The 21,938-nt window shown below is 68.6% G+C and carries 21 protein-coding genes; 13 read left to right on the top strand and 8 right to left on the bottom strand.

Translation table 11 applies throughout. The features are described from left to right. The first annotated feature begins 35 nt into the window (after window positions 1-35). Window positions 36-1,160: an NAD(P)/FAD-dependent oxidoreductase gene (locus OX958_RS26625; protein WP_270132358.1), complete on the top strand. Its 1,125-nt coding sequence runs from the start codon at window positions 36-38 to the stop codon at window positions 1,158-1,160. On the opposite strand, the gene OX958_RS26620 is transcribed toward OX958_RS26625, so the two are convergent. Continuing rightward, entirely contained in the window at window positions 1,150-2,079 is a 930-nt protein-coding gene (locus OX958_RS26620) for a GbsR/MarR family transcriptional regulator (RefSeq protein ID WP_270132356.1), read from the bottom strand. The two genes, OX958_RS26625 and OX958_RS26620, sit on opposite strands and share 11 nt — an antisense overlap. Window positions 2,080-2,206: 127 nt before the next feature. Between OX958_RS26620 and OX958_RS26615 the strand changes: the two genes are divergently transcribed. Both OX958_RS26615 and OX958_RS26610 read left to right on the top strand, forming a co-directional pair. After that, window positions 2,207-3,097, top strand: a complete 891-nt coding sequence (locus tag OX958_RS26615) for an ABC transporter ATP-binding protein (RefSeq protein ID WP_270132354.1) — start codon at window positions 2,207-2,209, stop codon at window positions 3,095-3,097. Then, the gene (locus OX958_RS26610) at window positions 3,094-3,942 is read left to right on the top strand and encodes an ABC transporter permease (protein WP_270132353.1); all 849 of its coding nucleotides are present in this window, start codon (window positions 3,094-3,096) and stop codon (window positions 3,940-3,942) included. The genes OX958_RS26615 and OX958_RS26610 overlap by 4 nt, the downstream gene beginning before the upstream one ends. Before the next feature lie 19 nt (window positions 3,943-3,961). On the opposite strand, the gene OX958_RS26605 is transcribed toward OX958_RS26610, so the two are convergent. Further along, window positions 3,962-4,975, bottom strand: a complete 1,014-nt coding sequence (locus OX958_RS26605; protein ID WP_270132351.1) for a sigma-70 family RNA polymerase sigma factor — start codon at window positions 4,973-4,975, stop codon at window positions 3,962-3,964. 64 nt (window positions 4,976-5,039) lie between these two features. Here OX958_RS26605 and OX958_RS26600 point away from each other — a divergent pair, with 64 nt between their 5' ends. Beyond that, the gene (locus OX958_RS26600; RefSeq protein ID WP_270132350.1) at window positions 5,040-5,660 is read left to right on the top strand and encodes a maleylpyruvate isomerase family mycothiol-dependent enzyme; all 621 of its coding nucleotides are present in this window, start codon (window positions 5,040-5,042) and stop codon (window positions 5,658-5,660) included. 56 nt (window positions 5,661-5,716) lie between these two features. On the opposite strand, the gene OX958_RS26595 is transcribed toward OX958_RS26600, so the two are convergent. Continuing rightward, window positions 5,717-6,727, bottom strand: a complete 1,011-nt coding sequence (locus OX958_RS26595) for a 1-aminocyclopropane-1-carboxylate deaminase (protein WP_270132348.1) — start codon at window positions 6,725-6,727, stop codon at window positions 5,717-5,719. Between the two features lie 51 nt (window positions 6,728-6,778). After that, window positions 6,779-7,687, bottom strand: coding sequence for a DMT family transporter (locus OX958_RS26590; RefSeq protein WP_270132346.1), 909 nt, complete (start codon window positions 7,685-7,687; stop codon window positions 6,779-6,781). 112 nt (window positions 7,688-7,799) lie between these two features. On the opposite strand from OX958_RS26590, the gene OX958_RS26585 reads away from it, so the two are divergent. From OX958_RS26585 to OX958_RS26555, 7 genes are all read left to right on the top strand, one after another. Continuing rightward, window positions 7,800-9,026: an MFS transporter gene (locus OX958_RS26585; protein ID WP_270132345.1), complete on the top strand. Its 1,227-nt coding sequence runs from the start codon at window positions 7,800-7,802 to the stop codon at window positions 9,024-9,026. A gap of 70 nt (window positions 9,027-9,096) precedes the next feature. Beyond that, window positions 9,097-10,500 carry a dihydrolipoyl dehydrogenase family protein gene (locus tag OX958_RS26580; protein ID WP_270132343.1) on the top strand — a complete coding sequence of 468 codons (1,404 nt, stop codon included), beginning with the start codon at window positions 9,097-9,099 and terminating at the stop codon, window positions 10,498-10,500. Window positions 10,501-10,677: 177 nt separating this feature from the next. Continuing rightward, complete coding sequence (locus OX958_RS26575; RefSeq protein WP_270132341.1) at window positions 10,678-12,276, top strand: discoidin domain-containing protein; 1,599 nt, start codon at window positions 10,678-10,680, stop codon at window positions 12,274-12,276. 12 nt (window positions 12,277-12,288) lie between these two features. Beyond that, entirely contained in the window at window positions 12,289-13,515 is a 1,227-nt protein-coding gene (locus OX958_RS26570) for an MFS transporter (protein ID WP_270132340.1), read from the top strand. Then, complete coding sequence (locus tag OX958_RS26565) at window positions 13,512-14,492, top strand: hypothetical protein (protein ID WP_270132338.1); 981 nt, start codon at window positions 13,512-13,514, stop codon at window positions 14,490-14,492. Before OX958_RS26570 ends, OX958_RS26565 begins: the two co-directional genes overlap by 4 nt. Window positions 14,493-14,580: 88 nt before the next feature. Beyond that, complete coding sequence (locus OX958_RS26560; RefSeq protein WP_270132336.1) at window positions 14,581-15,075, top strand: SigE family RNA polymerase sigma factor; 495 nt, start codon at window positions 14,581-14,583, stop codon at window positions 15,073-15,075. Then, window positions 15,075-15,947, top strand: a complete 873-nt coding sequence (locus OX958_RS26555) for a PASTA domain-containing protein (protein ID WP_270132335.1) — start codon at window positions 15,075-15,077, stop codon at window positions 15,945-15,947. The genes OX958_RS26560 and OX958_RS26555 overlap by 1 nt, the downstream gene beginning before the upstream one ends. 80 nt (window positions 15,948-16,027) lie before the next feature. Here OX958_RS26555 and OX958_RS26550 read toward each other — a convergent pair whose 3' ends face one another. Together OX958_RS26550 and OX958_RS26545 are read right to left on the bottom strand one after the other, a co-directional pair. Further along, the gene (locus OX958_RS26550; protein WP_270132334.1) at window positions 16,028-17,002 is read right to left on the bottom strand and encodes a hypothetical protein; all 975 of its coding nucleotides are present in this window, start codon (window positions 17,000-17,002) and stop codon (window positions 16,028-16,030) included. A 133-nt stretch (window positions 17,003-17,135) separates the two neighbouring features. Beyond that, window positions 17,136-17,531, bottom strand: a complete 396-nt coding sequence (locus OX958_RS26545) for an SRPBCC family protein (protein ID WP_270132333.1) — start codon at window positions 17,529-17,531, stop codon at window positions 17,136-17,138. 52 nt (window positions 17,532-17,583) lie between these two features. On the opposite strand from OX958_RS26545, the gene OX958_RS26540 reads away from it, so the two are divergent. After that, entirely contained in the window at window positions 17,584-17,994 is a 411-nt protein-coding gene (locus OX958_RS26540) for a MarR family winged helix-turn-helix transcriptional regulator (RefSeq protein WP_270132331.1), read from the top strand. Between the two features lie 14 nt (window positions 17,995-18,008). Here the strand turns inward: OX958_RS26540 and OX958_RS26535 are convergent, their stop codons facing one another. Both OX958_RS26535 and OX958_RS26530 read right to left on the bottom strand, forming a co-directional pair. After that, window positions 18,009-18,560, bottom strand: coding sequence for a SecDF P1 head subdomain-containing protein (locus OX958_RS26535; protein ID WP_270132329.1), 552 nt, complete (start codon window positions 18,558-18,560; stop codon window positions 18,009-18,011). Between the two features lie 146 nt (window positions 18,561-18,706). Further along, window positions 18,707-19,549, bottom strand: a complete 843-nt coding sequence (locus tag OX958_RS26530; RefSeq protein WP_270132328.1) for an endo alpha-1,4 polygalactosaminidase — start codon at window positions 19,547-19,549, stop codon at window positions 18,707-18,709. Window positions 19,550-19,677: 128 nt separating this feature from the next. Here OX958_RS26530 and OX958_RS26525 point away from each other — a divergent pair, with 128 nt between their 5' ends. Then, window positions 19,678-21,888 (top strand): carbohydrate-binding protein, encoded by a 2,211-nt coding sequence (locus OX958_RS26525; RefSeq protein WP_270132326.1) that lies wholly within the window; start codon window positions 19,678-19,680, stop codon window positions 21,886-21,888. The last annotated feature ends 50 nt before the right edge of the window (window positions 21,889-21,938 follow it).

Raw genomic sequence — 21,938 nt, 5'->3', positions numbered from 1 at the left:
AGGACCCAAACTGCGCGGAGAAGTAGCCTGCCAAGGTGACTTGGGACATGGTGGTGGTGGGTGCCGGGCCGGGCGGCGCGGCGGCAGCGTTGGGAGCGCTGGCTGCTGAGCCAGGGCTGTCGGTGTTGCTGCTCGATCGCCAGGAGTTCCCGCGGGACAAGGTGTGTGGGGACGGGATCGCGCCGGAGGTCTTCGATCTGCTGGCCGGAGCCGGGGTCGACGGCGTGGTCGACGACCGTACGCCGGTACGCCGGCTTTCGTTGCGCCGGGGAAGGCTCGGCGTCGAGCGGTTGATGGCCCGGCCTGCCTACGTGGTGCCGCGGTTGGTGTTCGACGCGCGGCTGGTCGAGGCGGCCCAAGCGGCAGGCGCCGTACTGCGGAAGCAGCGGGTGGCTCGCGTCGAAGTACAGGGTTCGTCGGTGATGGTCGACGACGAGGAAGCCCGGATGGTGGTGGGGGCCGACGGGGCGCATTCGCTGGTGCGGAAGACGCTGGGCGTTGCGAGTGGGCCGGTGGCGCTGGCGTTGCGGGGATATGCGCCCACGCCCGCGGACAGGGCCGAGCGGCAGGTCATCGTGTTCGGGACGGCGCGGCAACCGTCGTACGCGTGGTCGTTCGATCGGGGCGACGGCTGGTCGAACATCGGGTACGGCGAACAGTTGCGCGACGGTCAGGAGCATCCGACCCGTGCCGGGCTGCTGCGGAGTCTCGAGGAATTGTTGCCGGGAGCAAGTGCTGACGCGACGGACTGGCGAGGGCACCAGTTGCCGTTGTCGAGCTGGGCGTGGCGGCCGCAGGCCGGCCGGGTGATGCTCGTGGGCGATGCCGCCGGGCTGATCAACCCGATGACGGGGGAGGGCATCTACTACGCGATCGCGACGGGGATGCTCGCCGGAAAGGCGGCGGCCGAGGCGATCGGGCGTGGTTCCGGCGATGCGGGCACGGCGTACCGGCGGGGTGTCGAGGGGTTGCTGGGGAAGCATCTCCGGCACACCGCGTTGCTCGCGCGGCTCACTCGCTCCGGGAGGGTGCTGGATGCGGGCATCAGGGCCTCGGCGGCCGACCAGCGGGTCTTCGACAATCTGGTCGAGATCGGTCTGGCCGACGGCGTACTGCGGGCCGCGTCGCTTCGGCAGACCGTTCGACGGTTCATCCGGTGAGTGCGTGGCGCTGGGCCTCGGTGAGTCGGGTGACCGTCACGACGTAGGTGTCGGGGGCGACTGTCCTGACGGTGAGTGGATCGGTGAACAGTTCGTAGCTCTTGGCGGTGCTTAAGGCGGTCGTGGTTCGGTCTGCGGGCCAGTCGAGGGCGGTGGCGAGTTGGGCCGAGGTGAGCGGGCGTGCCGCGTGGACCAGCGCCGCGAGGATCACCGCGACGTCCTGGGCCACCTCGGGATCGGGACCTTCGCCTGACATGTCGTCGCTGAGCTGCTGGAAGAACCGACTCATCCGCTCCAGGCGCCGGCCGGCCGGAGTGGCCGGGTCGAACAGCTCGGCGCCCTTGCGGGCAGTCCCGGCCCAGTTCGCGTTGGCGCGGGCGCTCGTGCGCCAGGCCTGGATCCAGATGTCCTCGGCGATCAGGTAGTGCTCGTGGCGCTGCGCGGGAGCCGGCTCGCGGCGTACCAGTTCGAGGCTCTCCAGATAGTTGACGGCCTTGGAGATCGAGGCAGGGCTCACGGCCAGCTCGCGGACGAGTTCGGCGGCGGTGAGACTGGCGGCGTCGGCGGTGTAGAGACAGGAGAGCACCCGCGATGCCATCCGCGGCAGGCCGGTTTCGACCATCGTCTCGGCGAAGTGCTCGGCGTACTGCCGGACCGCTGCCCGGTCTCGACCGTAGGCGTCGATCGCCGGGCCTGACTCTGCAGCCGGGGAGTCACGGCGTCGGCGAGCCCGGGAGCCGGTCGCGAGCTGGGCGTGCTCGGCGCGATAGCCGGTGCGACCGCCGTTGCGGGTGACCTCCCGGCTGATCGTGGACGTGGGCCGGTCCAGTTCGCGCGCGATCTCGGCATAGCCGTGTCCCGCGGCCAGCCGGTCGGCGATCAGCAGACGGTCCTGCCTGGTCAGCCGGCCGCCTGGCATCGGAGCCTCCAAGGACTTGCGTTTGCGGTCAATGTCATTGCAACAATAGCGCCAGATCTGCGAAATAGTGGAGAAAATCGGCTGGAAGAGCGTTGCCGATTCCTGAAACGCAACTTAGCTTCCGGATATGACGAAGACTGGGGAAGTCGCCCTGGAGGTCGACGGACTGCGGATGCGGTACGGCGCGACCGATGTCCTGCGGGACGTGTCGCTGCGGGCGCGACGGGGCGAAGTGCTGGCGTTGCTCGGCCCGAACGGCGCGGGCAAGACGACCACGATCGAGATCCTGGAGGGCTTCCGGCTGCGCTCCGCGGGCCGGGTGGAGGTGCTTGGGGTCGACCCGGCCGAGGGTGGCGAGCAGTGGCGCGCGCGGCTGGGCGTTGTCCTGCAATCGTGGCGTGACCACGGCAAGTGGCGGGTCCGGGAACTGCTGACCCACCTCGGCGAGTACTACGCGACGTACGCCACCGCCGCGCTCCGCCGACCGTGGCCGGCCGGCGAGTTGATCGAGGCGGTCGGGCTGACGGCGCAGGCGAACCAGAAGATCAAGACCCTGTCCGGTGGTCAGCGCCGGCGGCTCGACGTCGCGATCGGCCTCGTCGGGAGACCGGAGTTGCTGTTCCTGGACGAACCGACCGTCGGCTTCGACCCGGCGGCGCGGTACGAGTTCCACCAGCTGGTACGCCGTCTCGCGGCCGACGAGGGGATGACGGTGTTGCTGACCACCCACGATCTCGGCGAGGCGGGCCGGCTCGCCGATCGGATCGTCGTACTGAACGCCGGCCGAATCGTTGCCTCCGGCACCGAAGCTGAACTGACCCGGCAGATCGCGGGCCCCGACGAGGTCCGCTGGAGCGTCGACGGCCGGCGGTTCACCGAGTCCACCGAGGAGTCGACGGCCTTCGTTCGCGGTCTCTTCACGCAGTACGGCGAAGCGCTGGCCGAGCTGGAGGTCCGCCGGGCCACCCTGGAGGACACCTATCTGACGCTGGTCCGCCAGAGCGAGGTGGCGCGATGAACCCGCGCCTGGCGGCGGTCCGGATCGGCTGGCGGCGCGGCCTGGTCGAGTTGCGCCAGTCGTTCACGAACCCCGGAGAGCTGGTCAGCCACTTCCTCTGGCCGGTGCTGATGCTGGTCGCGCTGTATTTCCTGCGGGACAGGTCGTTCGGGACGACCGGCTTCGGGCTGGGCGCGCTCGCCCTGCCGAGCATGCTCGGGATGAACGCGGCAATGGGCATGGTCAGCATGAGTCAGCAGCTCACCGCGGATCGTGAGGACGGCACCTTGTTGCGGGCCAAGGCGACGCCGAACGGAATGATCGGCTACCTGACCGGCAAGGTCGTCTCGGTCGCGGGTGGGTTGCTCGCCGATCTGGTGATCCTGCTGGTTCCGGGCCTGCTGCTCATCGGCGGCCTGGCGGTCGATCGGCCGGGTGCGTGGCTGACCCTGCTCTGGGTGTTGCTGCTCGGGCTGCTGGCGACGCTGCCGATCGGCGCGATCCTCGGGTCGGTGTTCACCAGCGCGCGATCCCAGGGACTGCTCCAGTTGCCGATCCTCGCGCTGATTGCGATCTCGGGGATCTTCTACCCGGTCACCGCGCTGCCGGGATGGCTCGAGTGGCTCGCGCAGGTGACCCCGATCTACTGGCTCGGCCTCGGGATGCGGTCCGCGTTGCTACCGGGCGATGCGGTGGCTGTCGAGGTGGGGGAGTCGTGGCGGCACCTCGAGACGGTCGGGGTGCTGGGGGCGTGGGGTGTGCTGGGGTTGCTGGTGGCTCCCGTCGTACTGCGGAGGATGGCGCGCCGTGAGTCGGGCTCGAGCGTGGCCGGCCGTCGGGAGAAGGCGCTGCAACGGCTGGGGTGAGCCCACGTGGTGATACCGGTCAGTGCACCGGCGGCAATCCGAAGAGAGGGAAGTGCTCGGCGCCGATGAACGAGGTGACGGCAGCGATCTTTCCCTCGCGAAAGGTGAGGACGTTGATCGACCAGGCGGTGTGCTCGCTGTCGGGGCTCATGCCCAGGTAGCAGGCGACGGCGGGCTGGCCGTTGGCCGTGGTGACGAGGCTGTGCCAGCTCGGGCATCTGGTCAGCGGGATCTCGGTCGCGAAGTCCATCACCGCAGTGATGCCGGAGTACCAGTGACCCAGTGGCGGCATCGACCAGGTGACGTCCTCGGTGAGCAACGCGACCAGGCGGTCGGCGTCACCCTGCTCCAGGGCGGTCGAGTAGTCCGCGACGAGCTGCTGGATGCGGTCGTTGCCCAGCTCGCGGACGGTCTGTTGCTGGCTGACGGCGGGCACCTTGTCGGCCACGATCCGGCGGGCGCGCTGGAGCGCGCTGTTCACCGAGGCGGTCGAGGTGTCCATCATCGTGGCGATCTCGGCGGTGCTGAAGCCGAGTACTTCGAAGAGCAGCAGCGCGGCGCGCTGGTTGCCGGGAAGATGTTGCAGGGCGGCGACGAAGGCGAGCTCGACCGCTTCGCGCTGCTCGTAGCGGGCGACGGGGGCGCCGCCGAGATCGCTCACGGAGTACGGGCCGAGCCAGGCGATCTCGGTGAGCGGCGGGTCGTCCAGTACCGCGCGCTCACTCGACGGGCCGAGGTCCATCGGGAGCGCGCGCCGGCCGCGGCTCTCGACCAGGTCGAGGCAGGTGCGGGTGGCGACGGTGTAGAGCCAGGAGCGGAGCGTACTGCGTCCCTCGAACCGGGCGATGGCCTTCCAGGCGCGCAGGAGAGCGTCCTGCAGAGCATCGTCGGCGTCGTGCGACGAGCCCAGCATCCGGTAGCAGTGGGCATGGAGTTCGCGACGCAGCGGCGCGACCAGCCGGGTGAAGGCGGCGTCGTCGCCCTGCCGGGCTCGGGTGAGGTCGGCCGCCGGGTCGAGAGAAGTTTCGCTCACACCGATGAGTGTGCCTCATCGCGGGAGTCCTACCGGTAGAACTGAACTCCAAGGAGGCGGCACGATGAACGAGATCATGGGCTGGGTGGAGGCCGAGCGGTTGTCCTTCGCGGACCTGCTGGACGACCTGCGCGACGACGAGTGGACGGTGGACTCGCTCTGCGCCGGATGGACGGTGCAGGACGTGGCGGCGCATCTGACGCTGTCGACCCGGCTGACGCTGGGGATGGCGATCTGGGGCGCGATCAAGGCGCGCGGCAGCTTCGACCGGATGGAGGCCGACCTGGCCCGTAAGCGCGCGACCCGGTTCGGCCGCGCCGAGCTGATCGAGCAGATCCGCTCCACTGCCGGATCGGAGCGGCACGCCCCGGGCTCCAGCCCGATCGACTGCCTGCTCGACGCGCTCGTCCACGGTCAGGACATCGCCCGCCCACTCGGCCGCCCGCGCCCGATGCCGGTCGAGCCGACCATCGCGGCGCTCGAACACGTCCGGACCAGCGCCTTCTACGGCGCCCGCAAACGCCTCCGCGGCGTGAAGCTGGTGGCGACCGACGTCGACTGGTCAGGCGGCGAAGGCCCCGACGAACTCCACGCCCCGCTCGCGGACCTGATCCTGCTCGCCTCCGGCCGCCCGGCCGGCCTGACCAACGCCACCGGCCCGGGCCGCGCGCGGATCGCCCTCTGAGCTTGATCGAGCATCGACCGGTTGAAGTCGGCCGGTCGCCCCGGAGATCGGGCCGGTCAGGACTTGAAGAGGGCCGAGTAGGCGTTGAGGGCCAGTTGGCCGCCGAGGTGGGCGTAGAGGACGGTGGAGTCGCGGGGGATCTCGGTACTGCGGACCAGGTCGATCAGGCCCGCCATCGACTTGCCTTCGTAGACCGGGTCGAGGATGACGCCTTCGAGGGAGCCGGTGAGGCGGATGGCGTCCAGGGTGGAGCGGACCGGGATGCCGTAGTAGTCGCCGGCCCAGCCCTCCAGGACGGTGATCTCGTCGTCGCGCAGGTCGCGGCCGAGGCCGATCAGGCCGGCGGTGTTGCGGGCGATCTTCTCGACCTGGGCGCGGGTCTCGCCGAGCTTGGCGGAGGCGTCGATGCCGATCACCCGGCGGGGCCGGTCCTGGCCGGCGAAGCCCGCGATCATGCCGGCGTGGGTAGAGCCGGTCACCGAGCAGACCACGATGGTGTCGAAGAAGACGCCCAGCGCCTCCTCCTGAGCCTGTACCTCGTCTGCCCAGTTCGCGAAACCGAGGCCGCCGAGCGGGTGGTCGGAGGCGCCGGCGGGGATCGCGTACGGTACGCCGCCCTCGCGCCGGATCTCCGTCAGCGCGTTCTCCCAGCTCTCCTTGAAGCCGATGCCGAAACCGGCGTCGACCAGCTCGACCTCGGCGCCCATGATGCGCGAGAGCAGGATGTTGCCGACCCGGTCGTTCACCGCGTCCGGCCAGTCGACCCAGCTCTCCTGCACCAGCCGGGCGCGCAGTCCGAGTGAGGCGGCGACGGCCGCCACCTGCCGGGTGTGGTTGGACTGGACGCCCCCGATCGTGACCAGGTGCGTCGCGCCCTGAGCGAGCGCGTCGGGGACGAGGTACTCGAGTTTGCGGGTCTTGTTGCCGCCGAAGGCGAGACCGGAGTTGCAGTCCTCCCGCTTGGCCCAGATCGCGGCTCCGCCCAGGTGCTCGGACAGCCGCCTGAGCGGGTGAACAGGGCTCGGCCCGAAGGTGAGGGGATGACGCGGGAAGTCGCTCAGGCTCATGGGTGGCTCCTGATCTGGAAGTCCGGAATGCAATATATTGCACGGTGAACTTCAGAGTATGTCAACTTTCGGCCGGCCGGCAGGCGGCGCGGTCACCCGCGGCCGGTACAAGCCGACCAGCAGACCGACGATCACCAACGCCACTCCAGCGAGCTCGCCGGACGCCGGCAGACCGAAGCCGAGCACCAGGGAGGTGGTGATCGTGCCGACCGGGATGATCCCCGCGAACAGCCCGGCCCGATCGGCCCCGAGCATCGGCAGCGCGCGGTACCAGAGCAGGAAGGCGACGCCACTCACCAGTACGGCGAGATAGGCCAAGCCGCCCAACTCGGCCAGGCTGGGAGTTCGCAGAAAGCCGGACCCGTCGGTCAGCAGTCCAAGGCCGAGCAGCATCGGCACCGAGGTGGCCGCGGTGTAGGCCGACACTCGCACCGGGCCGAGCCGGACCAGCAGCGGCAGGGCCAGCAAGGAGAAGCAGGCCTCGCAGGCGAGCGCGCCCACGGAGTACAGGATGCCCTGCGGATCCGACGTTCCGAACCCGGACACCAGAACCGTGCCGGCCACCACGATCGACGCGGCGAGAATGATTCGCCCAGAGGGCCGGGTACGCCGCATCAACGGTCCCGCGAGCGCGAGGACGATCGGCACCGTGCCGACGATCGTCCCGACGACGGCCGGGTTCGCGTGCCGCGTGCCCTCGATCACGAACAGGTTGAACAGCACCAGTCCGGTCGCGGCGAGCGCGACCAGCAGCAGGGTCTCGCGGCCGGTGGGCCGGATCAGCGGGATGCGCCGCGCCGCGGCGACGGCGAACAGCAGGGCCGCCGAGACCACGTAGCGCGCTGCCTGCCCGCCGTAGAAGGGATAGTCGTTCACGAGACCGGAGACGGCCGCGAGGCTGCCGACCAGGAACATCGCGCCGCCCGCACGGCTGTACGCAGGCCAGGAATGGTTGCTCATAGCCTCAACGTACGGACGCTCTGGCCCGCCGTGGAGGTCCATAACCAGGCTGTCTCAGTGGTCCATAAAACTGCCTCTTGCTGCCGGCCGGGACCGCCGCCATAGTCGCACAGTGTCTGCGCAGCTCGAGCCGAACCTCGTCGCCGGTGACCCGCGCAGCAACCGCTCGCTGGTGGTCGGCGCGCTCGCCGTCACCCAGACCGTCGGCTACGGAGTTCTGTACTACGTCTTCGGCGTGTTCCTCGGCCCGATGAGCTCGGACCTGCGAATCTCCACGGCCACCTCGGCCGGCGCGCTCACCTTCGCGATCCTGGTCAGCTGCGTGATGTCGGTCCCGGTCGGCCGCTGGCTCGACCGGCGAGGTGCGCAGCTGCTGATGACAACAGGCTCGCTGCTCGGTAGCGTCGCGGTCCTTGGCTGGTCGCAGGTGCAGAACGTCGTCCAGTTGTACGCCGTGTTCGGGCTGATCGGAGTCGCGTCGGCGATGGTCCTCTACGGTCCGGCCATCGCGGTCCTGGTCGCGGTACTGGAACCGAAACGGCGGGCCACCGCGCTGCTGGTCGTGACCATGGTCGCCGGGCTGGCGAGCACGATCTTCATCCCGCTGGCGGGTCAGTTGATCCGCGCGCACGGCTGGCGGCATGCGCTCCTGATCCTCGGGCTGCTCCACAACCTGGTGACGGTTCCGCTGCACGGCCTCGCACTCCGCCACACCCGGCCGGCGCCGGCGAGGTCGGGGGACGACCGGGTGCAGCGCGGTCGTGCGATCCGGGCCGCCTTTCGCGACGGCGGTTTCTGGCTGATCACGGTCGGATTCGTCCTGCACAGCGGTGCGATCGCCATCGTCTCGGTCCATCTGGTGCTGTTCCTGGTGGACCTCGGCTACCAGCCGGCCGTCGCGGCCGGCCTGACCGGACTGCTCGGCGTGTACTCCGTCACCGGCCGGATCGTCACCTCTGTGCTGCAACGGTGGCTCGACATGTCGACGATCGCCGCCCGGACCTTCCTGATCCAGTGTTTCGCGATCGGCGTGCTGCCGCTGCTCGGCCGGCATCCGCTCGGCGCGGCCGTCTGCATCCTGCTGTTCGGCCTCGGTTTCGGCGTCTCGACCCTGGCTACGCCCGCCATCCTGCTCGAACGGTACGGCGCGGCCGGCTACGGCACGATCTCGGGAGCACTCGCCACTCCGGTGCTGGCGGCCAGAGCAATCGGCCCGCTCGGCGCCGCGCTGCTGGCCGGTACCGCGGGCTACCGGTTCACGATGATCCCGGTGGCGCTGGCGTGCGTGGTCGCCGGCCTCTGCCTGACCTTCAGCCGCTATATTCCCAAGCCGGCCTGAGTCGGCGGGCCGATTCTCGGAAGGCGGGTCGCTACCCGATCGGCGGGCGCGGACTGCGAACATGGACGGTATGGGAACTACGGAGTACGACGTCATCGTGCTGGGTGCCGGCGCGGTCGGAGAGAACGTTGCGGACCGGGCGATCCAGGGCGGTCTGACAGCGGTGATCGTGGAGAGCGAACTCGTCGGCGGCGAGTGCTCCTACTGGGCCTGTATGCCGTCGAAGGCGCTGCTGCGCTCCGCCCAGGTACTGCGCGCCGCGCGGCACGTCCGCGGTGCGGCGCAGGCGGTGACCGGTGAGGTGGACGTCCAGGCGGTGCTCGACCGGCGCGACGACTTCACCAGCCACTGGAAGGACGACGGGCAGGTCGCGTGGCTGAACAGTGCCGGGATCTCGCTGGTCCGCGGCCACGGCCGGATCACCGGGGAGAAGACGGTGACCGTCGGGGACACGGTGCTCACCGCCCGGCACGCCGTCGTCGTGTCGACCGGATCCGACGCGCTGGTGCCCGGCATCCCGGGGCTGCGCGACGCCGATCCGTGGACCAGCCGCGACGCGACCAGCGTGAAGGTGGTGCCGCACAGCCTGGCGATCATCGGGGGTGGGGTGGTCGCCGTCGAGATGGCGACGGCGTACGCCGGCTTCGGTACGACGGTGACCGTGATCGCGCGCAGCAAGTTGCTCGAGGCAATGGAACCGTTCGCGGGCGAGATGGTGACCGAGGGGCTGCGCGGACTGGGCGCCACCGTGCTGCTGGACACCGAGACCAAGAGCGTGCAGCGAGTGGACGGCGAGGTCGTGCTGGAGCTCGGTGACGGCTCGACCGTCAGGGCGCAGGAGGTGCTGGTGGCCACCGGCCGGACTCCGCGCACCGGCGACATCGGGCTGGAGACCATCGGTTTGAAGCCGGGCAGCTGGCTGGACGTGGACGACACGTTGCAGGTCCGGGGCTTCGACTGGCTGTACGCCGCCGGCGACGCCAACCACCGCGCGCTGCTGACTCATCAAGGCAAGTACCAGGCTCGTGCCGCCGGCGACGTGATCGCCGCCCGCGCGAACGGCAAGCCGGTCTCCGACGCGCAGTGGGGCACCCATGTCGCGACGGCCGACAAGCAGGCCGTGCCGCAGGTGACCTTCAGCGAACCCGAGGTGGCCTCGATCGGCCTCACCGCCGCCGGGGCGCAGGCCGCGGGGTACCAGACCCGGGTCGTCGACTACGAGATCGGCAACGTCGCCGGGGCGAGTGTGTTCGCCGACGGCTACAAGGGCACCGCCCGGATGGTGGTCGACGAGCAGCGCAAGGTGATTCTCGGCGTCACCTTCGTCGGTCCGGACGTCGCGGATCTGTTGCATGCGGCAACCATCGCGATGGTCGGCGAGGTGCCGATCGACCGGCTGTGGCACGCCGTACCGGCGTACCCGACGGTCAACGAGATCTGGTTGCGGCTGCTGGAGACCTACGGGCGACCGTAGACCGGACGAGAACTGCACAGACCAGCCCGGCCGCGGCAAAGCGCGGCCGGGCTGGTCGTCTGTTCGGCAGCTTCGCCCTGGACTGCGGAGCCCGAGGCAAGTGGGCCATTGACGATGGGTTATCTGTTAGGTAACTTTCCTAACAATTCTCATCACCCGCCCCTGGGAGTTCAGCCCATGAAGAAACGCACGAAGATTTCCGCAGTGTTGTTACCGGTATTACTGGTGGTCGGCCTCGGTGCCGCGCAGGCCACCGCCGGAACGACGGCAGATTCCCTGCTGTCGCGGCAGAAGCCGGTGCTCACCTCCAGCAACGAGGACGGTGTCCTGACCGGCGAGAAGGCTGTCGACGGCAGTACTTCGACCCGCTGGGGCAGCCTGGAAGGCGTCGATCCGCAGTGGATCAGCGTCGATCTCGGTCAGCCGGCCGCGATCAACCGGGTGAAACTGCTCTGGGAGGCCGCCTACGGCAAGGCCTACCGGATCGAGGTCTCCAACGACGGGACCAACTTCACCACCGTGAAGTCGGTGACCAGCGGCAACGGTGGCACCGACGACCTGACCGGTCTCGGCGCCCGTGGCCGGTACGTCCGCCTGGTCGGGACCCAGCGAGCCACCAGCTACGGCTACTCGCTGTACGAACTGGAGGTCTACGGCACCGTCGACTCCAGCGGTGACACCCAGGCGCCGAGCGTGCCGTCCGGCCTCGCGGCCAGCGGCATCACGGCCACCTCGGCGAACCTGTCGTGGACCGCTTCGACCGACAACGTCGGCGTGAGCGGGTACGACGTACTGCGCAACGGCACCGTGGTGGGGTCGAGTGCCACCACGCAGTTCAACGACACCGGCCTGACCGCCGACACGTCGTACCAGTACACGGTGCGGGCCAAGGACCTGGCCGGCAACGTCTCGGGTGCGAGTACCGCGATCACGGTCAAGACCAGTGTGGGCGGAGGCACCGGGAGCTTCGTCCTGGCCGCCGCCGGCGACATCGCCGACCAGTGCACCGCGTCCAGCTCCAGCTGCATCCACCCGAAGACCGCCAACGTGGTCGACTTCATCAAGCCGGCCAACGTGATCACGATGGGAGACAACCAGTACGACGACGCCCACCTGTCGGACTTCCGGAACTACTACGACAAGAGCTGGGGCCGGTTCAAGTCCATCACCAAGCCGATCCCCGGCAACCACGAGACCTACAGCTCGCCGGCGTTCGCCGGGTACGAGCAGTACTTCGGCAGTGCGATCGCGAAGCCGCAGGGCAAGCGGTACTACAGCTGGGACAAGGGGAACTGGCACTTCGTCGCCATCGACTCCAACGACTTCAGCGGTGAGAACGGTCTGGCCGAGCCGGCGCAGCTGACCTGGCTGAAGGCCGACCTGGCGGCGAACACCAAGGGCTGCATCGCGGTCTACTACCACCACCCGCGGTTCAGCTCCGGTGACCACGGCGACAACGAAGCCGTCGTCCCGCTGTGGGAGACCGTGGTCAACGCCAAGGCCGATCTGGTCCTGAACGGCCACGACCACCACTACGAACGCTTCCTGCCGCAGGACAAGAACGGCAACGTCAACTCCAACGGTCCGGTCCAGATCATCGGTGGTACCGGTGGCAAGACGCTCTATCCGGTCACCTCGGGCCACCCGTCGACCGCCAAGCTCCTCGAGACCTTCGGGGTGCTGAAGCTGTCGATGACCGACAACACCTTCCAGAGCACGCTGCTGGGTCTCAACAACCAGGTGCTCGACGCCAGCCCGACCTACACCTGCCACTGACAGGCACAGCTCATGTATCTCGCCGAGACTCGCGGTAGTACCTCGACCAAGGTCGATCGTAAGTGGCGCCGGGTGCCTGCCAACGTGGTAGCACTTGGGGTGGTCAGTCTGGTCACCGACATCTCCTCGGAGATGGTGACGGCGATTCTGCCGCTCTATCTGGTGATCGGGCTCGGCCTCAACCCCCTGCAGTTCGGTCTGCTGGACGGGCTGTACGCCGGAGCGACCGCGGTACTGCGACTTGTCGGCGGGCACGTGGCCGATCGCTGGCGGCGGCTCAAAGCCGTCGCCGGCATCGGCTACGGGTTGTCAGCGGTCAGCAAGCTGGGACTGCTGGCGGCCGGCTCCTCGGTCGCCGCGATCGGGGGAGTCCTGGCGCTGGACCGGGCGGGCAAAGGGATCCGTACGGCGCCCCGCGACGCGCTCATCTCGCTGAGTACCAAGCCCGAGAACCTGGGAAGGGCGTTCGGTATCCATCGAGCGATGGACACCGTCGGGGCCCTGCTGGGCCCGCTGGTGGCAGCAGCGGTGCTGTGGGCGAGCTTCGGCGATTTCGATGCTGTCTTCGTCGGCAGTTTCTGCATCGCCGGGTGCGGCGTACTGCTCTTGGTGTTGCTGGTGAAGGATCGGCCCCGAACCGGTCCTGCCGTGGCCGTCCCGCTCCGGGGCATGCTCAGCCTGCTGGGGATCAAATCCTTTCGCCGGTGCTGCGGCTGGGCGGCGATGCTCGGCCTCGTGACGATCACCGACTCCTTCGTCTACCTCGCCTTGCAGCGTCGGTGGGATGTCAGTACGGCGTTGTTCCCACTGTTGCCGATCGGCACGGCCGGAACCTTCCTGCTGCTGGCCGTTCCGTTCGGCCGGCTGGCCGACAAGATCGGTCGCTGGAAGCTCTTCCTGGCCGGGCATGCGGCGCTGGTTCTCGCGCTCGTTCTGCTTTGTGGTCCGGTGACGAGTCCCTGGCTGGCCGTTGCCGCACTGGCCCTGCACGGTGCCTTCTACGCCGCGACCGACGGCGTACTGCCGGCCGCGGCCGGTCCTCTACTCCCTGAACATCTGCGGGCGAGTGGGCTCGCGTTGCTCCAGACAGGTCAAGCGCTGGCCCGGATGGTGTCGGCCGTGCTCGTGGGCCTGGTGTGGACACTGTGGGACCTGCGTCCTGCCCTGCTGCTGACGACTGCCGCGCTGCTGGTGGTCGTGATCGCCGCCGCCGTCGTGCGGCCATGGAAGGAAGCATGATGAAGAAGTTCCTGGTGGGTGCGCTCGGCATGACGCTGCTGATCGGCGCAGGCGTCCTGTACGTCGTCCAGGCCCGCACCGGCGGTCCAGCGGTCAATGCCAGGCCGGTGGTGGCCGGCCGGCTGACGCTTGCCTCTGGCAACTTGTATGTCTCGAACCTTGCCGAGGGCCCCGATCAGGGCAAGCTCGCCGCGGCGTCGGTCTCCGATCCGGAGGGACCCCGGCAGGTCGGCGGCCTCGACTGCGACCGGTTCGCCACGGCCCGCGGTACGAGCATCTGTTTGCGGGTCAAGCCCGGCTCCTTGCCGCCGTTGACCGAGATGCTGGTGCTCGGGCCGGACCTCGAGATCAAGCACCAGCAGACCCTGCCCGGTACGCCGAGCCGCGCCCGCGTCTCGCCCGACGGCACCATCGTCAACTGGACGTTGTTCGTCACCGGCGACTCCTACGCGGCGACCGGGTTCTCCACCCGGACGGGACTCTACGACCTGAAGCAGCGCCGTCTGCTCAAGAGCATCGAGGAACTCCCCGTCTTCGTGGACGGGCGCCGCTACTTCGCCTCGGACATCAACTACTGGGGCATCACCTTCGCTGCCGATGGCAACCGTTTCTACGTCACCCTGGGCAGCAAGGGGAAGACGTACCTGATCGAGGGGGACCGACGCCGCTTCCGGGGCGAGGCGATCGCGGAGAACGTCGAATGCCCGTCGCTGTCGCCGGACGGCAAGCGGATCGCGTACAAGCAGAAGAAGTCCGACGGCAGCTGGCAGCTCGCAGTACTGGACCTCGCCACGAAGCGCGTCACGCACCCCGCCGAAGACCGCGCGGTCGACGACCAGCCCCTGTGGCGCGGCAACGACACCCTGCTCTACGCCCTCCGCCGAGGCACCTCCTCCGACGTCTGGTCGACACCGATCACCCCCACCGGCACCCCCCGCCTACTGGTCCCGGACGCCGCCTCACCAGCCCTGAGGTGACCTGACCCCCGACCCTCTACCGCCCGCTTTCAGGTCTGGGGAACCTATTCGGGGTGCCATCGTGTCTAGAGGGTGAAGGTAGGTGGGCATGAGTGAGGACGACTTCAGTGACTATGTGGCCGCGCGCTGGGCGGGGCTGGTGCGGTCGGCTGTGCTGCTGGGGTGTGGGCAGGCTGAGGCCGAGGATCTGGTGCAGAGCGCGCTGGAGCGGTGCCTGCTGAAGTGGGAGCGGGTGCGGGTGGCCGAGGACCGGCATGCCTATGTGCATCGGATCCTGATCAACCTCTTCCTCTCGTCGCGACGGAGGCGGTGGACGGGTGAGAAGCCGGCGGCTGTGCTGCCCGATCGACCAGGGATCGACCAGACGGCAGGCGTCGACGACTACGACGCGGTGATGCGGGCGCTCGATCGGTTGACCGAAGAGCAGCGCACGGCCGTCGTACTGCGGTACTACGCGCATCTGAGCGAGGAGCAGATGGCATCCGTGCTCGGAGTCGCCTCCGGCACCGTGAAGAGCCGGCTGGCAAGGGCGCTGAAAACGCTGGCCAGGGATCCGAATCTGGCAGAACTGCGAGGCATCTGATGAACGAATCCGAGCTGACCGACCTGCTCGAGCGAGCGGGCGAGCAGACCCCGGTCGGGCCGCCACCGCTCGAGGCGCTGCACGCGGGTGCGCGGCGGCGCCGGCGTCGTCGTACGGCGGCGGTCTCTTCGGCAGCTGCGGCAGCCGTTCTGATCGCAGCCGGCGGGACAGCGCTGCTCGTTGCCCCCGGCACCAACCCGAAGATCCCCGCGGCATCTACACCTCCGTCCGCGCTTCCGGCGGAGATGCGGCTGGTCGGCCTCGGCCACGTGGGCGTGACGGTCCCGAAGGAATGGGGGACGGGGCAGGTGAGGTGCATGACGCCGCAGCAGGACACCGTCCTCGTCGGCCCTCGCCCCGCCCACTTCTGCGCGACCAGCCGGCCGGCCGGCGTCGAGAGCGTCGAGCTGGGGGCGGGCGATCCTGGGCCGCACTACCGCTTCGGCTTCCGGCCCGACGTGAGGTTCGAGCTCGACGGCGTCCGGGCCGAGCGCCAGCGGACGTCCTGCGCCGCCGGCGGGTTCGGCGGAGGTGACGTGTGCTCGGGGATGGTGTACTTCCCGACGTTGAAGATCTGGTTCCGGGCGGAGTCGTCCACGAACGCGGGTGAGGTGGACCGCATCCTCGAGCGGATCAGAGTGGTTCCCGACCGGGTCGGCGTCCCGGAGCACGAGCAGCTCTTGCCGAACGGGAGCGATGTGACCGGCCAGCGCTATGCCGACCTGATCACCAGCCTCGGTCTGCGTCCGGTGATCATCACCGCCAAGTCCCCGAACTACCCGGCGGGCGAGCTTCTCCGGGTCTCGCCTGTTCCCGGCACGATGGTCACACCGGGCACGAAGATCACGCTGACCGTGACGGCCAGGCGCTGACTGCGGGAAAGGCAGAAGCCCAGGTCGGTGACCTGGGCTTCTGGTGGTGCTGTGGTGGTGCTCAGTTCATGCGGTGAGAGTTACTCGCCGACGAGCTGCGGGCCGCCGCTACCGGTGTAGAGGAAGTGGGTGTTCGCGTCCTGCGGTGCTGCGAAGCTACCGATGGTGTTGATGACGGTCTTCGAGCCGTTCGCCTTGCTCATGGCGAACACGGCGGCGGTGTTGGTGGTGTTGTTGAAGCCGGTGAGTAGCGTGCTGCTCGCGCCGCAGCGCTGCGCGATGATCTGGTCGTAGGCCGCGAAGCCGGTCGTACGGACCGCCTTCAAGGTGCCCTTCATCGGCGACACGGTGGGAATGCGGATCGTCCAGAGAGCGCCCTGCTTGGTGGTCGCCAGCAGGGTGTCGTACGTCGCCGTCGAAGCGATCGCGGTGATCGCCTTGAAGGACTTGTACCCCGGAGCGCTGCCGTAGCTGGCGACTGGGCCGGTCGGGCCCTTGACGCTGTAGCGGTACAGCGAGCCGTTGGCGTGCAGGCCGTACAGGTTCAGGTGGCCGGCGCCGGTCAACTCGTTGTAGTAGTTGGCGCTCGCGAGGGCGGAGAAGCCGGTCCAGCCCGTGCCGAGCTTCCTCGAGCTGGCGACCGGGATGTCCGAGCCGTTCTTGTACGTCTCGGCGGCGGCGTACAGGTTGCCGCTCTGCAATACGAAGCCGGCCAGGTAGTTGACGGTGGAGGACGGCTCGTAGTAGTACCAGCTCGAGCTGGCGCGGATACCGAAGAGCTTGTACTGCTGGAACGGCTTCGCGGTCACCGGCTTGGTCGCGGTGATGTCGTAGCCACCGTTCAGACCGGCGGCGGTGACACCACCGACCTGAACGCCACAGGCGGCGGCAGCGGCCTGGGCCTTGGTCATCGGAATCTGCTTCAGCGCCTTGGCGATGTCGCGGTGGGGCGGCTGGGGCTTGCCCTGCACGGCCGCGGTGGCCTGGCCGGTCATCGCGGCCCCGGTGACCAGGCTCAGCCCGGCCACTGCGAGAGCAAGTTGACGAATTCGCATCTGCTGATCTCCCTAAGTACTCGATGCCCCCCGAGGGCCTGTCGCACCGACGATTGTGCGGCCACCCTATCGAGCAGGAGGTCCATACCAGAAAAGCTTTTGCACGTTGTGGCAACGACGGCGTGTCGAGCGGTCACTCGCAGAGGGCGCGGACCGCTTCGAGTTCTGTCTCGACGACGACCAACTGCTGAACGATGGCCTCCTCGGGGGTGTCCGGCGGGAAGAGCAGCGTGAACTGGAACTCGCTGCCGGTGCCGTTCGGGAGGACCCGGGTGAAGGCGCCGGGGCTGGGGGCGTCCGCGGGGCCGAGGTCGACGGTGCCCTGGTCGCGGGAGGTCTCGAAGCGGATCCGGGCTTCTCCCTGAGCGTTCTCGACTACCCAGTGGTTGCCGTCGGGGCGGACGGTACGGGCGAAGCCGGGCGCCCAGTCGGGCAGGGTCACGGGGTTGGAGACGAGGTCGAAGACGGTCTCGGGCGGGGCTGCGATCGTGATGGACCGGGTGTGGGCGATCAGATAATTAGTATGCATCTGCACATCATATGCATCTGCGTATCATTGTCCAGCGCCTATCATCCGAGACATGCAGCGCGAAGACCTGGGATCGCTGTTCGGGCGGATCGCCCGGCGGCTGATGCTCGCCGAGGAACCCTTGCTGCGCCGGTACGGCCTCTCGATGTGGGGGTACGGCGTACTGGCGCACCTGGCGAAGCAGCCGGCCGCCAACCAGCTCGCGCTGGCGACCGCGATCGGCTACGACAAGTCGCGGCTGATCACGCTGCTCGACGAACTTGCGCGGGACGGCCTGGTGATTCGCGAGCAGGACCCGGCCGACCGGCGCAACCGGCAGGTCCGGCTGACCCCGGCGGGGGAGAGCCGGCTGGCCGAAGTGCGGGCCGCGGTCCACGCGATGGAGGACGAGTTGCTCGCCGAACTCTCCCCGGCGGACCGACGGTCGCTGATCAGGATGCTGACCGACCTCGCCGACGGCTGAAGACCACGGAGACGTCAGCGGGTGATTTCGGCGACCAGCTTGTCGGCGTCGTCCTTCGTGAACTCGGACCTGGTGATCTGGACCTTGCCACCGGTGATCGGCTCCATCACCACCGGAGCGCTGACGACCTTGCCGCGGACGACGATCGCGATCTGGTTCAGCGGCGGCCTCTTCGCCGCAAGGTCCGCGGTCAGCCTGGTGAAGGCCGCCTCGCCCTCGGAGTCCAGTGTCAGGTTGACCATCCAGCTAGGGCCGCCGCCCTCGTTCTGGCCGGCTCGTACCTCGGTGACGCGAGCACCGTCCAGCTCGACGGGACCCAAGGTGTAGAGGGTCTTGTCCTCGTCGCAAGCATCGTTGGCCGACACGGGGGCCGTCGTGCCGCATCCGTTCGGCTCCGCTTTGAGCACCGGGCGGAACTGCACCGACTCCGGCGACGACGCCCGCCCCGCCGACTTGCCTTCCGTGGAACCGCCGTCGCCAGCTCCGGAATCGTCCCTGCCGAGCAAGACCACCACACCCACCACGACCGTCGCGATCAGCACCAGTCCAAGCACGATGACCAGCACCAGTGGTCCTGAGCTGCGCTTCGGTGGCCCGTACTGCGGAGTGCCCCCGTACTGCGGAGGGCCCCCGTAGGGTGATTGCGGCTGCGACATACTGCCAAATGCTACGGGTGTCCGAGGCGCCTCGCGCTGGTTCCCGCCCGTCGGAGTCAGCAGGTCCGGCGGACGTAGGCCCGGTTGTCCGGGGTGGTGACGTCGAGGTCGCGACGGACGATGCTGAGGCGGGTGCCGAAGGTCCGGCACGCCTTGCGGAGACCCTCGGCGGTGTACTCGATCACCAGAACATTGTTGCCGAAGGCATCGGCGTACGTGGCACACTCGTCGTACTGTCCGCATTCCTCGGAGACGGCGAAGTCCAGGCCGACCGTCGCGCGGTCGCCGACGAGTTCGGCGGTGTTCTTCTGGCCGATGGCGAGCCGGCGAGAGTGCGCATGCTTGGCCAGCAGTGACAGATACTGTTTGGCCTGGTCGGCGGTCAGCAGGTTCTTCGAACGGGTGTAGCTGTCGTAGTTGTCCGGTTCGATCGCCTGGTAGCCGTTATCGGCGCAGCCGTCGATCCAGGTGTTGACCTTGGCGGCGATCCGCTCGCGCTTGCCGGCGGTGCGAAGGTCGAGGAGCGGTTCGTCCCAGTCCTCGTCGATCACGAGGTTGCCCGCGTTGTCGCGCAACAGCAGGTCCTGGTCCCACTGGCCGTCCTCGTCGGGCTGGGTCTGAAAGGCATTGACGTAACAGATGTTGTAGAGACCCTTGACTGCCGGAGCGGTGCGATCGCGGATCACGATCCTGACCCCGGCGGCAGGCGGATACGGACCGCCCAGTTGGTAGTCGAAGCCGGCATGCAGCGGCGGCAGTTCGAGTTCGGCCGGCGCGACTGCCGGGACCGGCGTCGGCGGAGTAGCAGGATTGTCACCTCCTGCCGAGCGATCAGCGCAGGCGATCAGCGATGCGCTGACGGCCAGTCCGACGAGCAGGTGGCGAACGCGGAGAGTCACTCGCACAGGCCACCACGACCGTTTGGTTCCGGAACCGCGACTCGCCGCAGGAGGGATGTGCTCGACGCCTCACAACATTAGAGTCCCGACGAAGCAAACGCTTTCCAGGACAGTTTTCAGGAGGAACCGTGAGGCGTTCCATCAGTGCGGCGGTCGTCATCGCCCTGGCGGCCGGGAGTGTGATCGCGGCGGCCGGACTGCCCGCGACCGCGAGCCGGCCCGACCGTGGGGCGGCCGTCACCGGCACCTACTCCAGCGGTCCCACCCAGGCCTGGCAACCGCTGCCGACCAGTTACCTCGGCCGCGACCAGGGCGGTGCCACCGACGCCACGGTCGTGATCGATCCCAGCATCCTGCGGCAGAAGTACAGCGGCGTCGGCTTCTCGCTGGACGAGACCAGCGTCTCCAACCTCTGGAAGCTGACCCCGGCCGAGCGGGACCGGGCGATCCGGCTGCTGGTCGATCCGAAGACCGGCGCCGGGCTGGACCGCTTCCGGTTGACCATCGGCAGCCCGGACCTGATCGAGCACCTGCCGTTCTGGTCGTACGACGAACTGCCCGCCGGCGTCACCGAGGACTTCGGGCTGAAGTACTTCTCGATCAAGCGTGACCTCGACGCGCACATCGTCGACACCGTCAAGCTGATCCAGCGCTACAACCCGAAGGCCACCTTCTTCGCCTCCGCCTGGAGCGCCCCGGCCTGGATGAAGACCAACAACCGGTTCACCGGCGAGGTCGCGCTGCGCCCCGGCAGTACGTCGTACTACCAGGTCGGCAAGCTCCGCGACGACTGCATCGACGTCTTCGCCCGGTACTACGTGAAGTTCCTGCAGGCCTACGCCAGGCACGGCGTGCACGTCGACGCGCTGACCCTGCTGAACGAGCCCGGCATCGACGTGGTCTACCCGGCGATGGACATCAGCATCGAGCAGCAGCAGAAGCTGGCGGTCGCGATCAAGCGGGAGGTCAAGCGCGCGGGCCTGGACACCGAGCTCTACGTGCACGACTTCAACTTCTGGGACTGGCGCGACCCGAACAGCACCGAGACGAAGAACTACCACCGGATCCTCAACGATCCCAGCACCCGCCGGGCCACCGACGCGATCGCGTTCCACCCGTACTGGGGTGATCCGGCCGTCATGCGGGACGCCTACGAGCAGACCGGCAAGCCGGTGCACATGACCGAGACCAGCGATCTGTCGCCGGCCACGATCCTGAACTACTTCCGGCTGGACGCGTCGTCGTACGTGATGTGGGCGCAGGCCACCGACCAGGACGGCGGGACGCTGCACTGGACGCCTTCGCGGGACAACGACGTCGACTGGGCCGAGGTCGGCCGCACCAGCAAGTGGCCGAACCGGCTGGTCAAGGTCGACACCACCAGCAAGACCTTCACCGTGCGCGACGAGCTCTACGCGATGGGGCAGTTCGCCAAGTACCTCGGTCCGGAGCACACCCGGGTGGAGTCGAGTGCGACCGCGAACGGCGTCAGCAACGTGATCTACCGGGACCGTCGCGACAACTTCGTCGCGATCGTCGGCAACTCCAACCCGGCACCGGCCAGCGTGCGGGTCGTGCTCGGCGGGAAGTCCTTCACGGCGACCGTGCCCGCGAACTCCTATGCGACCTATCGCTGGCACGGCGAGGCCCCGTCGCCGCACCGCAACCACGCGCCGGTGCTCGGCGCAGTACCGGAGATCGTCGCCGACCAGTACGCCACCACACAGCTGCAGCTGAAGGCGACCGACCGGGATCGTGACCGGCTCTCGTACTACGCCAAGGACCTGCCGGCCGGCGTGAGTGTCGACGGGCGGACCGGCCTGGTGACGTTGCATCCGACAGTCGCGGGCAAACAGGACTTCAAGGTCCGGGTCACCGACGGCGCCGCGCACGACGAGGTGACCGTGAAGGTGACGGTGACTCCGCGCGGTACGCCGATCGGCGAGCGCGTCGAGGCCGAGTCGTACGTCGCCCAGTTCGGCTGGACCGACGGTGGCGCCAACTTCGTCGAGAGCAACCCCTCGGCGAGCGGCGGCAAGAACATCGGCTGGACCGCGGCCGGCAACTGGCTGCAGTACCGGGTGGATGTCGCGGCGGCCGGCACCTACAACGTCGAGTTCCGGGTCGCCAACGGCACCGGTGCGGTGGCTACCGACGCGATCTCGCTGCGGGACGCTTCGGGCGCCGTACTGGCCAAGGTGTCGGTGCCACTCACCGGCGGCTGGGCGACGTACGAGTCGGTGAACGCGCAGGTGACTCTGCCGGCGGGCGATCAGCTGGTCACGGTCTTCTGCGAAGCCGGCGGCTTCAACCTCGACTACCTCCGCCTCACCGTCTAGCGAACTCCGGAAAGGGGCCGGCCGGCCAGCGGCTTCAGGGGCGCTGTCCC

Origin of the sequence: Kribbella sp. CA-293567, assembly GCF_027627575.1 — a bacterium.
Lineage (GTDB): Bacteria > Actinomycetota > Actinomycetes > Propionibacteriales > Kribbellaceae > Kribbella.
The sequence above is the reverse complement of the archived record's forward strand: the minus strand, read 5'-3'. Positions and strand labels throughout refer to the sequence as shown.